At 75.1% G+C, this 13747-nt stretch carries 11 protein-coding genes; 8 read left to right on the plus strand and 3 right to left on the minus strand.

Annotated features, from left to right (window positions below; translation table 11 throughout):
- The first annotated feature begins 40 nt into the window (after positions 1–40).
- Genes ACSNOK_RS21795 through ACSNOK_RS21805 form a run of 3 tightly spaced genes read left to right on the plus strand, consistent with a single transcriptional unit; the run spans position 41 to position 2584 of the window.
- Positions 41–1204: an acyl-CoA dehydrogenase family protein gene (locus ACSNOK_RS21795; RefSeq protein ID WP_436782423.1), complete on the plus strand. Its 1164-nt coding sequence runs from the start codon at positions 41–43 to the stop codon at positions 1202–1204.
- A gap of 52 nt (positions 1205–1256) precedes the next feature.
- On the plus strand, positions 1257–1994 hold the full coding sequence (locus tag ACSNOK_RS21800; protein ID WP_436782424.1) for an enoyl-CoA hydratase family protein: 738 nt from the start codon (positions 1257–1259) through the stop codon (positions 1992–1994).
- Between the two features lie 47 nt (positions 1995–2041).
- Positions 2042–2584 (plus strand): TetR/AcrR family transcriptional regulator, encoded by a 543-nt coding sequence (locus tag ACSNOK_RS21805; RefSeq protein WP_436782432.1) that lies wholly within the window; start codon positions 2042–2044, stop codon positions 2582–2584.
- A gap of 103 nt (positions 2585–2687) precedes the next feature.
- Here the strand turns inward: ACSNOK_RS21805 and ACSNOK_RS21810 are convergent, their stop codons facing one another.
- Complete coding sequence (locus tag ACSNOK_RS21810; RefSeq protein WP_436782425.1) at positions 2688–3782, minus strand: citrate synthase 2; 1095 nt, start codon at positions 3780–3782, stop codon at positions 2688–2690.
- Positions 3783–4311: 529 nt separating this feature from the next.
- Here ACSNOK_RS21810 and pdxH point away from each other — a divergent pair.
- Positions 4312–5040: a pyridoxamine 5'-phosphate oxidase gene (pdxH, locus tag ACSNOK_RS21815; RefSeq protein ID WP_436782426.1), complete on the plus strand. Its 729-nt coding sequence runs from the start codon at positions 4312–4314 to the stop codon at positions 5038–5040.
- A gap of 506 nt (positions 5041–5546) precedes the next feature.
- The gene (locus ACSNOK_RS21820) at positions 5547–7013 is read left to right on the plus strand and encodes a PAS domain-containing protein (protein ID WP_436782427.1); all 1467 of its coding nucleotides are present in this window, start codon (positions 5547–5549) and stop codon (positions 7011–7013) included.
- Positions 7014–7038: 25 nt separating this feature from the next.
- On the opposite strand, the gene ACSNOK_RS21825 is transcribed toward ACSNOK_RS21820, so the two are convergent.
- Both ACSNOK_RS21825 and ACSNOK_RS21830 read right to left on the minus strand, forming a co-directional pair.
- Positions 7039–7608: a hypothetical protein gene (locus ACSNOK_RS21825; RefSeq protein WP_436782428.1), complete on the minus strand. Its 570-nt coding sequence runs from the start codon at positions 7606–7608 to the stop codon at positions 7039–7041.
- Positions 7609–7723: 115 nt separating this feature from the next.
- Positions 7724–8479 (minus strand): SIS domain-containing protein, encoded by a 756-nt coding sequence (locus ACSNOK_RS21830; RefSeq protein ID WP_436782429.1) that lies wholly within the window; start codon positions 8477–8479, stop codon positions 7724–7726.
- A gap of 247 nt (positions 8480–8726) precedes the next feature.
- Here ACSNOK_RS21830 and ACSNOK_RS21835 point away from each other — a divergent pair, with 247 nt between their 5' ends.
- From ACSNOK_RS21835 to ACSNOK_RS21845, 3 genes are all read left to right on the plus strand, one after another.
- Entirely contained in the window at positions 8727–9419 is a 693-nt protein-coding gene (locus ACSNOK_RS21835; protein ID WP_185941432.1) for a metal-dependent transcriptional regulator, read from the plus strand.
- 1500 nt (positions 9420–10919) lie between these two features.
- Positions 10920–11858, plus strand: a complete 939-nt coding sequence (locus ACSNOK_RS21840) for an alpha/beta fold hydrolase (protein WP_436782430.1) — start codon at positions 10920–10922, stop codon at positions 11856–11858.
- 282 nt (positions 11859–12140) lie between these two features.
- Positions 12141–13682: an FAD-dependent monooxygenase gene (locus ACSNOK_RS21845; protein WP_436782431.1), complete on the plus strand. Its 1542-nt coding sequence runs from the start codon at positions 12141–12143 to the stop codon at positions 13680–13682.
- The last annotated feature ends 65 nt before the right edge of the window (positions 13683–13747 follow it).

Consider the following 13747-nt stretch of genomic DNA (forward strand, 5'->3'; position numbering starts at 1 on the left):
TGTGTATAAGAGACAGCCTCCCGGACGAGGAGGCACACCCATGACCACCGCACCGCACGGCACCCCGCACACCGCCGCACTCGGCGCCCAGCTCGGCACCCCCGAACAGCAGGCCCTGCGCGCCGCCGTCGCCGCGCTCGGCGCGCGCCCGCTCTCGCCGGACGAACTGTGGGCGGAGGCCGGAAAGCTCGGCTACCTCGGGGTCAACGTGCCCGAGGAGTACGGCGGCGGAGGCGCCGGCATCGTCGAACTCGCCATCGTGCTGGAGGAACTGGCGGCGGCCGGCAATCCGCCGCTGCTGATGGTGGTGTCCCCGGCCATCTGCGGCACGGTCATCACCCGCTTCGGCACGGAGGAGCAGAAGCGGCGGTGGCTCCCGGGGCTGGCGTCCGGGGCCACGCGCATGGCCTTCGGTATCACCGAGCCCGACGCCGGTTCCAACTCCCACCGCATCACCACCACCGCCCGCCGTGACGGAAGCGACTGGGTGCTCACCGGCCGCAAGGTCTTCGTCTCTGGTGTGGACGTCGCCGACGCCACCCTCATCGTGGGGCGCACCGAGGACGCCAGGACCGGCCGGCTGAAGCCCTGCCTCTTCGTCGTCGGCCGCGACGCTCCCGGTTTCCACCGCACCCCGATCCCCATGGAACTCTCCGGTGACATCCGCCAGTTCGAGCTCGTCCTGGACGACGTGCGGCTGCCGGCCGACGCGCTGGTCGGCGACGAGGACGCCGGGCTGCTCCAGCTCTTCGCGGGGCTGAACCCGGAGCGCGTCATGACCGCCGCGTTCGCGCTGGGCCTCGCCCGGTTCGCGCTGCGCCGGGCCGTCGAGTACGCCCGGGTGCGGCAGGTGTGGGACCGGCCGATCGGCGCCCACCAGGCCGTCGCCCATCCGCTCGCCGACGCCCACATCGGCATCGAGCTGGCCCGGCTGATGACGGACCGGGCCGCCCGGCTCTACGACGCGGGCGACGACGAAGCCGCGGGCGAGGCCGCGAACATGGCCAAGTACGCGGCGGCCGAGGTCGCCGTCCACACGGTGGACCGGGCCGTGCACACCCTCGGCGGCAACGGCCTCACCAAGGAGTTCGGGCTCGCGGCGCTGCTCGGGGCGGTGCGGGTGGCGCGGGTGGCCCCGGTGAGCCGGGAGATGATCCTCAACTATGTGTCCCACCGGTCGCTGGGGCTGCCCAAGTCGTACTAGAGCACGTACCGTTCGTCCGGACCCGGGGCCGTGCCGGGAGACAGGAGGGGCCATGCCCGTACACCTCGGAACCGCCGCCGGCGTCACCACCCTCACCCTCGACTTCCCCGCCCGCCGCAACGCCCTCTCCGCCGGCCTGATCGAGGAGCTGCGCGCCGGGCTCGCCCGCGCGGCGGGGGATCCGGACGTCCGGGCCGTCGTCCTCACGCACACCGGCGGCACGTTCTGCGCGGGCGCCGACCTGGCCGAGCCCCCGGGCGCGGCCGAACTGGTCGCTCTGCTGCGGGAGATCGTCGAACTGCCGAAGCCGGTGGTCGCGCGGATCGACGGGCACGTCCGGGCCGGCGGGCTGGGCATCGTCGGCGCCTGCGACATCGCGGTGGCGGGGGAGGGGGACGGGGTCACGTTCGCCTTCACCGAGGCCCGGCTCGGCCTGGCCCCGGCCGTGATCTCGCTGCCGCTGCTGCCCCGGCTCGACCCGCGCGCGGCCGGCCGCTACTGGCTCACCGGCGAGACGTTCGACGCCCGGGAGGCGGCGCGCACCGGCCTGGTCACGGTGGCGACACCGGATGTCGAGGCAGTCCTGACGGCCGTCCTCGACGGGGTGCGCGCGGCGTCCCCCCAGGGCGTCGCCGAGTCGAAACGCCTGGTCACGGCGGAGGTCAGGGCCGCGTTCGCGCGGGACGCGGAACGGCTCGTGGCCCTGTCGGAGCGGCTGTTCGGGACCGACGAGGCGCGCGAGGGCATCGCCGCGTTCCTGGAGCGGAGGCGACCCGCGTGGCGACCGTGACCACCGACACCGGGCAGCGCCGCGGGCGCGCCACCCGCCGGCGGGTGATGGACGCCGCCGTCGACTGCCTCGCCGCGTACGGCTGGGCCGGCTCGACGGTCACCGTGGTGGCCGAACGGGCGGGCGTCTCGCGCGGCGCCCTGCAACACCATTTCCCCACCCGCGAGGACCTGTTCACCTCGGCCGTCGAGTACGTGGCGGAGCAGCAGTCGGCGGCCCTCCGCGCGCTCGTCGACAGCGCGGCGCCCGTCGTCGGCCCCGCCCGCAGATACCTGGCCGTCACCGAACTGGTGGACCTCTACACGGGCCCGCTGTTCCGCGCGGCGCTCCACCTCTGGGTGGCCGCGGCGACCGAGGAACGGCTGCGTCCGCGCGTCGTCGAACTGGAGGCGCGCATCGGTCGCGAGGCACACCGCATGGCCGTCGAACTCCTGGGCGCGAACGAGAAGGAGCCGGGTGTCCGGGAGACCGTCCAGGGCCTGCTCGACATGGCCCGCGGCCTGGGCCTCGCCTCGCTCCTCACGGACGACGGGGCGCGGCGGCGCCGGGTCGTGGAGCAGTGGACGGCGATCCTGGACGACGTGCTGTGAGGGGCGGGGGCGGCGGGACGGGGGCGGCGGCGCGTCGTTCGCGTCAAGGCCGGCCGAAGCCGGCCCACCGCCCCCGGTCACCCCAGGTCGCCCCCCGGCGTCCTCAGCGCGCCTGGAACCCCGGGATCTCCCGCGGGTCGCGCGGGCCGGGACCCACGTACTTCGCCGAGGGCCGCACCAGACGCCCGGTGCGCTTCTGCTCCAGGATGTGCGCGCTCCACCCGGCCGTCCGGGCGCAGGTGAACATCGAGGTGAACATGTGCGCGGGCACCTCGGCGAAGTCGAGCACGATCGCCGCCCAGAACTCGACGTTGGTGGCGAGCACCCGGTCGGGACGGCGGTTGTGCAGTTCCTCCAGGGCCGCCTTCTCCAGCGCCTCGGCGACCTCGAAGCGGGGCGCGCCCAGCTCCTTGGCCGTACGCCGGAGCACCCGCGCGCGGGGGTCCTCGGCGCGGTAGACGCGGTGGCCGAAGCCCATCAGGCGCTCGCCCTTGTCCAGGGCCTGCTTGACGTAGGCGGTGGCGTCGCCGGTCCGCTCGATCTCCTCGATCATGCCGAGGACGCGGGACGGCGCCCCGCCGTGCAGCGGCCCGGACATGGCGCCGACCGCGCCGGACAGCGCCGCGGCGACGTCCGCGCCGGTGGAGGCGATGACGCGGGCGGTGAACGTGGAGGCGTTCATGCCGTGTTCGGCGGCGGAGGTCCAGTAGGCGTCGACGGCGGCGACGTGCTTGGGGTCGGGCTCGCCGCGCCAGCGCTTCATGAACCGCTCGACGACGGTCTCCGCCTTGTCGATCTCCCGCTGCGGCACCATCGGCAGGCCCTGGCCGCGCGCCGACTGGGCCACGTAGGAGAGGGCCATCACGGCGGCGCGGGCCAGGTTGTCGCGCGCGGTGGCCTCGTCGATGTCGAGGAGCGGCTTCAGGCCCCACACGGGGGCGAGCATGGCGAGCGCGGACTGGACGTCGACGCGGATGTCACCGGAGTGGACGGGGATCGGGAACGGCTCGGCGGGCGGCAGCCCGGGGTTGAACGAGCCGTCGACCAGCAGGCCCCAGACGTTCCCGAAGGAGACGTGGCCGACGAGGTCCTCGATGTCGACGCCGCGGTAGCGGAGGGCGCCGCCTTCCTTGTCGGGTTCGGCGATCTCCGTCTCGAACGCGACGACTCCTTCGAGTCCGGGTACGAAGTCGGACATCAGGCGGCTCCTCGTGATGTGTTCGACAAGCGGCTGCTGACCGCGCCGGTGTCCCCGGCCGGTGGTCAGCGGAAGGTCTGGTGCGTGCGGTGACTGCTGGTGCTGCTGCGGCTGTCGCGTGCTGGTGCGGCTGTCGCTGCCCCGGGCCCGCCCCCGTCGGTGGTGGAGCGGGTGCCGGCCGGATGCGCGGCCGTGGCTCGCGCTCCGTGGTGTCTCTCGGGTCGTTCTCGGCTCGGTCTCACCGGTCATGCCCCGTGCGGGAGCACTTCACCCGGCACTTCACCCGTCTCCTCGGGGAGCCGGGTCAGGCCGGAAACGATAGCCGGTGCTGTGGGGGGTCCACAGCCGTCCACCTGGTGATTTTGGTGGGTTCGCCAGATGCGGGGAAGGGTGATGTCCGGCACACCGTGCATTTCACCACGGGAAGGGTTGAGGGGGGCGGTGACGGGGCAGGCTTATCGTTTTCCGCGCGGCGGGCCGGGCCGCCGGGGTGCTGCGGACGCCCCCGCGCGTGCTGCAAGATGAGCGGATGTCCCACCTCTCCCCCCTCCCGCCGGCCGAGGACCCCGACAGCCCCCTCGACCCCGCCGCCATGCGCGCCCAGTACCGCACGTCCGGCCTGCTGGAGCGGGACCTGGCGGACGACCCGTACCGGCAGTTCGCGCGGTGGTTCGCCGAGGCGACGGCGAGCGGGCTGGAGGAGCCCAACGCCATGGTCGTCTCCACGGCGGACGCGTCCGGGCGGCCCAGCTCGCGGACGGTGCTGCTGAAGGCGTACGACGAGCGCGGGTTCGTCTTCTTCACCAACTACGGCTCCCGCAAGGGCCTGGAGCTCGCGGCCAACCCGTATGTGTCGCTGCTGTTCCCCTGGCATCCGATGGCCCGTCAGGTCATCGTGTCGGGCCGGGCGGAACGGGTGTCGCCGGAGGAGACGGCGGCCTACTTCCACTCCCGCCCGCACGGTTCGCAGGTCGGCGCCCTGGCGAGCGCCCAGTCGACGGTGGTGGGGTCCCGGGAGGAGATCGACGCCGCGTACGCCCGGCTCGCGGCGCGCTATCCGGAGGGCACGGAGGTGCCGGTCCCGACGGAGTGGGGCGGCCTGCGGGTGGTGCCGGCGAGCGTGGAGTTCTGGCAGGGACGGGAGAACCGGCTGCACGACCGCTTGCGGTTCGTACGGACGGCGGAGACGGAGCCCGCGGAGACGACCGGGGCGGGTGCCGGGCAACGGGTGTGGCGGGTGGAGCGGCTGTGCCCGTAGGGGGCCGTAGCCAGGCGTATCGCAACGAGGCTCACCGCAACGAAGCGCACCGCGACGAGGCGTATCGCAATGAGGCGCACCGCGACGAGGCGTATCGCAATGAGGTGCACCGCAACGAAACGCACCGCACACGCAGACGATCCGTGGGCCGCTGACCGTAGCGCCTGAGGCGCCACGGTGCCGAGCGGACGACTCGGCGGCCCACGGATCGGGTGACTGCTGGGAATTGGGCCGGCTTCCCCGGGACCTGAAAGGCCCGGAAGACCCGGCGCTGCGCTCTGCGCGACGACGGGCGCTAGCCCGCAGTCACCTCACGCGTCCGGACTGAAACCATCTGTCCGATCACCTCCCTTCTCGTGTGCCCCACACACTAGGCAGCCCCCCGGAGGCCCACAACCGAATTTCCGCGAGCACCGATTTCGCCGAAGACGGTGTGGTGCCCGGCGGCGTCGAGTTGAATGGCCCGTCGTGCAGGACATGCAGACGCGTCCAGCTGGGGGTATCTCGTGACCGCTCCACACCACTCCGGTCCCGCCCGCCACGAGGCCCGGCCGGCGGCGGGGGACACCGACGCCGTGGGCCCCGGATCCGCCCCCGGTGCCGGTCGCGACGCCGACGGCCGCGGCTCCCCCTCCGAGGGCGACGACCACGACCTCCTCGCCGCCCTCCTCGACGGCATGGACGCCGCCCTCTGCGCGTTCGACGCCGAGGGCACCGTGACCCACTGGAACCGCGAGGCCGAGCGCATCCTCGGCTGGACGGCGGAGGAGGCGGTCGGCCGGCGGGGCCTCGCCGGCTGGGCGGTGCGGGAGGCGGACGCGGCGCCGCTGACGGACCGGCTGGCGGACGCGATGCGCGGCGGCGGGCGGCAGGTGGACGAGTTCGCGCTGCTCACCAAGGACGGCGGCCGGGTCCTGGTCCGTACCCAGACCTCGGCCGTTCCCGGCCCCGACGGCGAGCCGGCCGGTGTGTACTGCGCCTTCAGCGAGGTCCACACACAGATCGACCTGGAGCGCTCGGTGGCGCTCAGCGAGGCCCTGTTCGGGGACGCGTCCTGGGGCGTCCTGCTGATCGACGCCGACCTGCGGCCCGCCCTCGCCAACGCGCACGCGGCGCGGGCCCTGCGGTGCAGCCGCTCCGGACTGCTCGGCCGCCCCCTCGGCGACCTGCTCGACCAAGGGCTGGAGGACGTGGAGAGCGCGCTCCAGCACGTCCTGGCGAACGGCGCGCCGCCCGCCCCGACCGAACTCTGGGTCACCGTCCGGGGCGGCACCGACGCCGGGCCGGACGGCCGCTCGGGCGCGCCCGAGCGGCGCTGCTGGCGGAGCGGGTTCCTCCGGCTGGCCACGCCGCTGGCGGAGGAGCCGGTGCCGCTGGGCGTGGCCTGGCTCTTCCTCGACGTCACCAAGGCCCGGCTGGCCGAACAGGAGAGCGCCCGGCTGCGGTTCCGCGGCAGCCAGCTGCACCGGGCGGGCCGGGCGGTCGCCGAGTGCGAGGACCCCATGGAGGCCGCCGCCCTCTATATGGACTTCGCCCTCGCCGGTTTCGCCGACCACGCCCTGATCGACCTGCTCCCCGAGCCGGAGCCCGACCCCGAGCAGCCGATCCGGCTGCTCCGCGCCGCCGCCACCCCGGCCGGGGCGACGGGCGGCAGCGGCACCGCCTCCGTCCGCGGCTGCCTCCCGGTGTCGTACGGGGAGGGCCACCCGGCCCTCCAGGCGGTCGAACGCTGCGGCTCCGTCCGGGCCGTCTCCGACCGCACCCGCGAGTGGGCCACCGCCCGCAAGTGGCCCGCCGGCACCCAGCACGCCCTCGCCACCGCGCTCCGCAGCCGGGGGCGCACGGTCGGCGTGGTCACCTTCCTGCGCGGCCCGTCCCGCCGCCCCTTCGACCGGGCGGACGCGACGTACGCGGAGGACATCGCGACACGGGTCGCGGCGGCGGTGGACCTGGCGGCGGCCACGGCGGGGTGAGCGGCGGGGCGGCGGATCCCGCCGCTCACACCACGCGGCCGTCGGCGGCGGGCCGGCAGCGGCGCACGTAGTACGCGTAGGTCAGGACCAGCACCAGCGGCCCCCACGTCATGCCCGGCAGAACGCACACCTTCGCCAGGACGTCCCACCCGGTGGAGGAGAACCCGACCCCGTCGGTGAAGCCGGGGACCCGCAGCCAGTGCAGCAGCGTCGGCGTCCAGAAAGCGGTCGCGCCCAGGCCGCCGAGCGTGGCGGGGACGATCGCCGCGAACGGCGGCACGCGCTTCCCGCCGACGACCGGGATCCACGCCGGCACCACCTCTCCCCAGCCCCGGACCAGTCCGAACGAGAGCAGCGCCAGCGCCTCGGAGACGACGCTGAGCCCGAACACGTAGGGGACGGTCCACCACACCCACCCCGGGGCGTTCGGATCGACCATCCCCATGCGGAAGTCGAAGGCGAAGGGCAGGCGCCACAGGCACTGCGGCAGCAGCAGGAGCGGGATCGCGTGCGCGAGGGTGTCCGCCCAGGCGGGGACGGGGCGCTCGGTGCCGGAGGAGACGGTCCGGGGGCGCTCGCGGTCGTACGTCGTCATGCCCCCAGCCTTCGGGGACCACGGCGGGCGGTCGTCCGCCGACGGGGCCGGCCCGGTCCGCCGGAGGGCGGAACGGCAGGTCGGCCCGGGGGAGGAGGCTCGGCGCCGGACCGGTCTAGTGCCGGAAGAAGATCCGGTCCCGGTACTCGGCGAGCACCCGCCCGTTCCACTCGTGCCCGCCGTCCACGTTCCCGGACCGCAGCATCGGCGGCTCGATCCCCCGCGCGGCCAGCTCGCCGGCGGCCGAGGCGATCACGGCCTGCATCAGGGCGCTGGTGACGACGGTGGAGGCGGGCGCGAAGGGCGCGGCGATGCCGTCGGCGGTCAGCTCCGCGTCCCCGATGCCGATCTTGCTGTCGATGACGACGTCGCAGTGGTCCTTCAGGAACGTGCCGGACGCGTGCCGGGACTTGGTGTGCTCGGCGTAGGCGAGCGAGGTGACGCCGACGACGCGGACGCCGAGGGCGCGGGCGTTCATCGCCATCTCCACGGGCAGCGCGTTGCGGCCGGAGAGGGAGATCACGACGAGGACGTCGCCCGCCCGCACCGGGCTGGTGTCGAGCACCGCGCCCGCCAGCCCGTCCACCCGCTCCAGCGCGCTGCCGAGGGTGGCGGGGGTGACGTCGACACCGACCGTCCCGGGGACGGCGAGCAGGTTGACCAGGGCCAGGCCACCGGCGCGGTAGACGACGTCCTGGGCGGCGATCGACGAGTGGCCGGCGCCGAAGACGAAGATCCGCCCACCGTCCGCGACCGTGTCGGCGATCAGGGCCGCCGCGGCGGCGATGTGCTCGGCCTCCTCGTCGCGGGCGCGTCGGAGCAGCTCGATCGCGGCGTCGAAGAACCGGTCGGCCAGCTCGTTCCCGCTCATCGCCATGGGTCCCTCGGCATCTCTGTCGGCGTCGTCGGCGTCAGGTCAGGTCGCGCCCGCACGGCGGCGGCCCGGCGGCGTCGTGCCGCCGCCCGGGGGCCGTCGTGATGGCGCGGCTCACGTTGCGGCTTTGACCTGGGCCCTGTCAATACGGCGGCCGCGGGCCGGGCGGTACGCGCCCGGCTTGTCGGTGGTATGCGTCAGAATTGGGTCCAGGGCCAGCGCACGACTTATCGAGGGGCACCGCATGTCCGGACTGATCGACACCACGGAGATGTATCTCCGCACCATCCTGGAGCTGGAAGAGGAAGGTGTGGTCCCGATGCGTGCGCGCATTGCGGAGCGGCTGGACCAGAGCGGCCCGACGGTGAGCCAGACGGTCGCGCGGATGGAGCGCGACGGCCTCGTGACGGTCGCCGGCGACCGTCACCTGGAGCTCACCGAGGAAGGCCGCCGGCTGGCGACGCGCGTCATGCGCAAGCACCGGCTCGCCGAGTGCCTGCTGGTCGACGTGATCGGCCTCGAGTGGGAGCAGGTCCACGAGGAGGCCTGCCGCTGGGAGCACGTGATGAGCGAGGCCGTCGAGCGCCGCGTGCTGGAGCTGCTGCGCCACCCCACCGAGTCGCCGTACGGCAACCCGATCCCCGGCCTGGAGGAGCTCGGCGAGAAGGCGGAGGCCGACCCGTACCTGAACGAGGACATGGTCAGCCTGCTGGACCTGACCCCCGGGACGGAGGGCAAGACCGTCGTCGTGCGCCGCATCGGCGAGCCCATCCAGAGCGACGCGCAGCTGATGCACACCCTGCGTCGCGTGGGAGTGCAGCCGGGTGCCGTGGTCAGCGTGACGGAGTCGCCCGGTGGGGTGATGGTCGGCAGCAGCGGCGAGTCCGCCGAGCTGGCCTCGGAGATCGCCTCGCACGTCTTCGTCGCCAAGCGCTGACCCCGGCCCGCGCGGCCCTCACCTCGGACGACCGGCGCTGACCGGCCGTTTCCCCCCGCCGCCGGCCGCGCGCCACCCGCCCGCGCGGCCCGCGCGCGCCGCCCCCGCGCCGCCGCACGGGCCCACGCGCCGCCGCCGACGGGGTGCCGCCCGGCGCGGCGGTGTGGTCAACTACCCATTCCCCGGCCGGAGTCGGCGGAAGTCGACGGATCGCGTACAGACGCCCCCGGGGCGTGTCACGCTGGCGTAGTGGCATATGCGCTCGCGCCGCCGACCAGGGAGGGGGCCCGATGAGGCACGGGGTGCTCCGCATGCTGCCCGCCTGCGTCGGGGCGCGAGTGCGACGTGCGGCTGCCGCGCGAGTGCGATGTGCGGCTGCCGTCGGCCCGGTGGAAGCGTCGCGCACGATCGCTCCCGCGCGCCGCGGGCGGTCGCCGCATGCCGCACCGGCGCCGGCCGACGCGCGGTGCGCGAGCAGGCGGGGCCGCTCGGTGGAGGCGCTGCGTGCGATCGTCTTAGCTCGCCCGGCTGGGGCGCCCCACGGAGGGCGGGCGTCGGTCGGGGCTCTGGTTGCGGCTGGACCGGGCCGCTCGACGGGAGCGGCGCGGGCGATCGTCGCCGTGCGCCCGTCGTGGGTGCCCCATGGAGGACGGGCATCGGCCGGGGCTCCGACTGCGGCTGGACCGGCCCGCCCGGCGGGAGCACCGCGTGCGATCGTCGCCGCTCGTCCGACAGGGGTGCCCTATGGAGGGCGGGTATCGGCTGCGGCCGGGCCGGGCCGCCCGGCAGGAGCGCTGCGGGCGATCGTCGCCGCTCGCCCGGCGGGGGCGCCCGATGGAGGACGGGCATCGGCTGCGGCCGGGTCTGCGTGCCCGGCGGGAGCGCTGTGCGCGATCGTCGCCGCTCGTCCGGCGGGGGTGTCCTATGGAGGGCGGACGTCGGCCGGGGTCCCGGTTGCGGCTGGACCGGGCTGCCTGGCAGGAGCGCTGTGCGCGATCGTCCCCGCTCGCCTGGCGGGGGCGCCCTATGGAGGGCGGGCATCGGCCGGGGCTCCGGCTGTGGCTGGACCGGGCCGCCCGGCAGGAGCGGCGCGCGTGGTCGTCTCCGTGCGCCCGGCGCGGGCGCTGTGCGCGGCGCGGACCAAGGCGCCGCGGCCGGGCGAACGCGCGCGCCCTGGCCGAGTGCCACCGGTGAGCGGATCCCCGCGCCCCGCAGGGGCGCCGAGCATGACAAGGGCCCCGGCGCCCTCACGGGCGGCCGGGGCCCCGCCTCCCCGTATTCCCCCTCTGGCGACCCGGGGCCCCGAGCTCCCAGGGTGCGCCTCGCGGACCTGTTTCCCCGAGCGGTCCGCGCCCGAGTCGATTTCTCCCCTTGGCGACGACGGTCAACCCTCGGCCCCGGTCACTCGAACGAGGGGTGTTGAGCGCGAGAACCGTCTCATTCGAAAGGGGGTTCCATAAGGTGGAGCTGTCCGGGGGTGAAGTGGGGATGCCAGGAGTGATGGCGCGGCGTATCGATGTCAGTGGGAGCGGTGGAGTGCGGCTCGCCGCCTGGGAGTTCGCCGACCGGATGCCCGCGGCCGACCCGCTCGGCCGGGCACCGGCGGGCGCCGTGCCGGCCCTGCTCCCGGGGCGGGGGTACCGCCCCTTGGAGGCGGCCGGCGAACCGGGCGCGGGCGGGGTGCTGCTGCTGCACGGCCTGATGGGCCGCGCGGCGCACTGGGCCGAGACGGCCCGCTGGCTCTCCGACCGGTACCGCGTGGTGGCCCTCGACCAGCGGGGGCACGGGCGCAGCGAGAAGCCCGTCGGCGGCCCGTACGTGCTGGACGCCTACGTGTCCGACGCCGAGGCGGTCGTGGAGCGGCTGGGGCTCGCTCCGGTCACCCTGATCGGTCACGCGATGGGCGCCCTCACGGCCTGGCGGCTGGCGGCCCGCCGGCCCGACCTCGTCCGGGCCCTGGTGATCTGTGACATGCGCGCCTCCGCGCTGGGCGCCGCCACGCAGCGCCGCTGGGGCGAGTGGTTCAAGTCCTGGCCGGTGCCCTTCGCCACGCTGGCGGACGTCCGCCGCTGGTTCGGCCAGGAGGATCCGACCCTGGACCGCCCGGCCCCCGCCCGCGGCGACTTCTACGCCGAGGTGATGGCCGAGCGCGCGGACGGCTGGCGCCCGCTGTTCTTCCGCCGGCAGATGCTCATGGCCCGTGAGGCCTACGCCCACGACGCCCACTGGGAGGAGCTGGCCCTCGTCGAGTGCCCCGCCCTCGTCGTGCGCGGTCTGGACGGCGAGCTGGGCCGGGCCGAGGCGCAGGAGATGGTCCGCGTCCTCCCGCAGGGCCGCTACGCCGAGGTGGCCGACGCCGGTCACTTCCTCCACTACGACCAGCCCGCCGCCTGGCGCCGCGCGGCCGAGCCGTTCCTCCGGGCGGCGGTGCCCGTATAGGCGCCTGTGCAAGGGGTGGCCGTATAGGCGTGTGAGCGGGACGGGCCGGGCCGCACGCCCGTCGCGGCCCGGCCCGCCGCTGCCCGTGCGCCATCGCCCTGACCTGCCGGAACACCTGGTGGGGTAGCTGCCGAAGCGTCTGCCGAGACGCCTGCTCACGCCCCTGCCGATGACGCCCCCGGACGCCTGCGGCTCCTAATTCAACGACTGTTGACATACCGCGCGGTCCGGGTGTGCACTGGAAGAACCAGGTCATAGGAAATCCGGCCGAGGGAGGCCGTCATGTCCGCTCGTACCGCCATGTCCGCCCGCACGACCGCGCCGGCGGCGGACGTGCTCGTCGTCGGGGCCGGGCCCACCGGCCTGCTGCTGGCCGGGGACCTCGCCGCCTCCGGCGTCCGCGTCGTGCTGCTGGAGCGGCGGAGCACGGAGTCCAACCTCACCCGGGCCTTCGCCGTGCACGCCCGCACCCTGGAGGCTTTCGACGCGCGGGGGCTCGCCGAAGCGCTGATCGCCACCGGGCACCTGGTCGACGCGGTGCGCCTGTTCGGGCGGACCGCCATCGACCTCGGCCGGCTGGAGACCCGGTTCCCGGGCGTTCTGATGACTCCGCAGTACAACGTCGAGCGCCTCCTCCAGGAGCGCGCCGTGGCGGCGGGCGCCGACATCCGGCGCGGGGTGCGCTGCACCGGGCTGCGGCAGGACGCCGACGGCGTCGAGCTGGACGTCGAGGAGCCCGACGGCACCACGCGCACCCTGCGGGCGCGCTACGTGGTGGGCACGGACGGCGTGCACAGCACCGTGCGGAAGGCCATCGGGATGCCCTTCCCGGGCCGGGCCGTGCTCGACTCCGTGATGCTCGCCGACGTGCGGCTCGACACCGCGCCCCGCGAACTGCCCGCGTTCCGGGGCGGCGCCGAGGGGTTCTCGTTCGTCGTCCCGTTCGGCGACGGCTGGTTCCGGGTCATCGCCTGGCGGCGCGGCACCCGGCTGCCCGCCGACGCCCCCGTCGACCTCGACGAGCTGAAGGAGGTCACCCACGCCCTCTTCGGCACCGACTTCGGCTTCCGCGAGGCCCGCTGGACGTCGCGCTTCCACAGCGACGAACGCCAGGTGCCCCAGTACCGCGACGGCCGGGTGTTCCTGGCCGGCGACGCCGCCCACGTCCACTCGCCCGCCGGCGGCCTGGGCATGAACGCCGGCCTCCAGGACGCCGCCAACCTGGGCTGGAAGCTCGCGGCCGTCCTCCAAGGCCGGGCCGGGGAGGCCCTGCTGGACAGCTACCACGACGAACGGCACCCGGTCGGCGAACAGGTGCTGCGCGTCAGCGGCGCCATCGTCCGCGCGGTGCTGCTCGACTCCCCGGTGGCCAGGAGCGTCCGCGACACCGCCGCCCGCGCCCTGCACCTGGCACCGGCCGTGGGCCACCGCATGGCGCGTACCGTCTCCGGCCTCGCGATCGCCTACCCGGCACCCCCCGGCGCCCACCCCCTCACCGGCCGCCGCGCGCCCGACCTGCCGCTCGTCGAGACCGGCGACGGGCCCACCCGCCTCTACGAGGCGCTGCGCGCCGGCACCCACGTCCGGGTCCTGCCGCGCGACACCGGCCCCGACCTCCCGCCCGCCCCGCCGCGTGCCCTCACCGTCACCCGCGCCGACGCGGCCCGGACGGCCCTGCTCGTCCGCCCCGACGGCTACGTGGAGTCGGCGGAGGAACTCCCGGCGAGCTGGACCCTGCCCCGGACGGGAAAGGACGCGGAGACCGGAACGGAAGGGGAGGCGCGGGCCGTCGCGGGGGAGGACCGGAGCACCACCGCCGCGTGACCGGACCGGCACCGGGCGGCAGGGGCCCGTGGGAGAGGCGGCCCCCCTGCCGCCCCTCCCACGCC

It is taken from the genome of Streptomyces sp. URMC 126 (genome assembly GCF_051386555.1).
GTDB lineage: Bacteria > Actinomycetota > Actinomycetes > Streptomycetales > Streptomycetaceae > Streptomyces.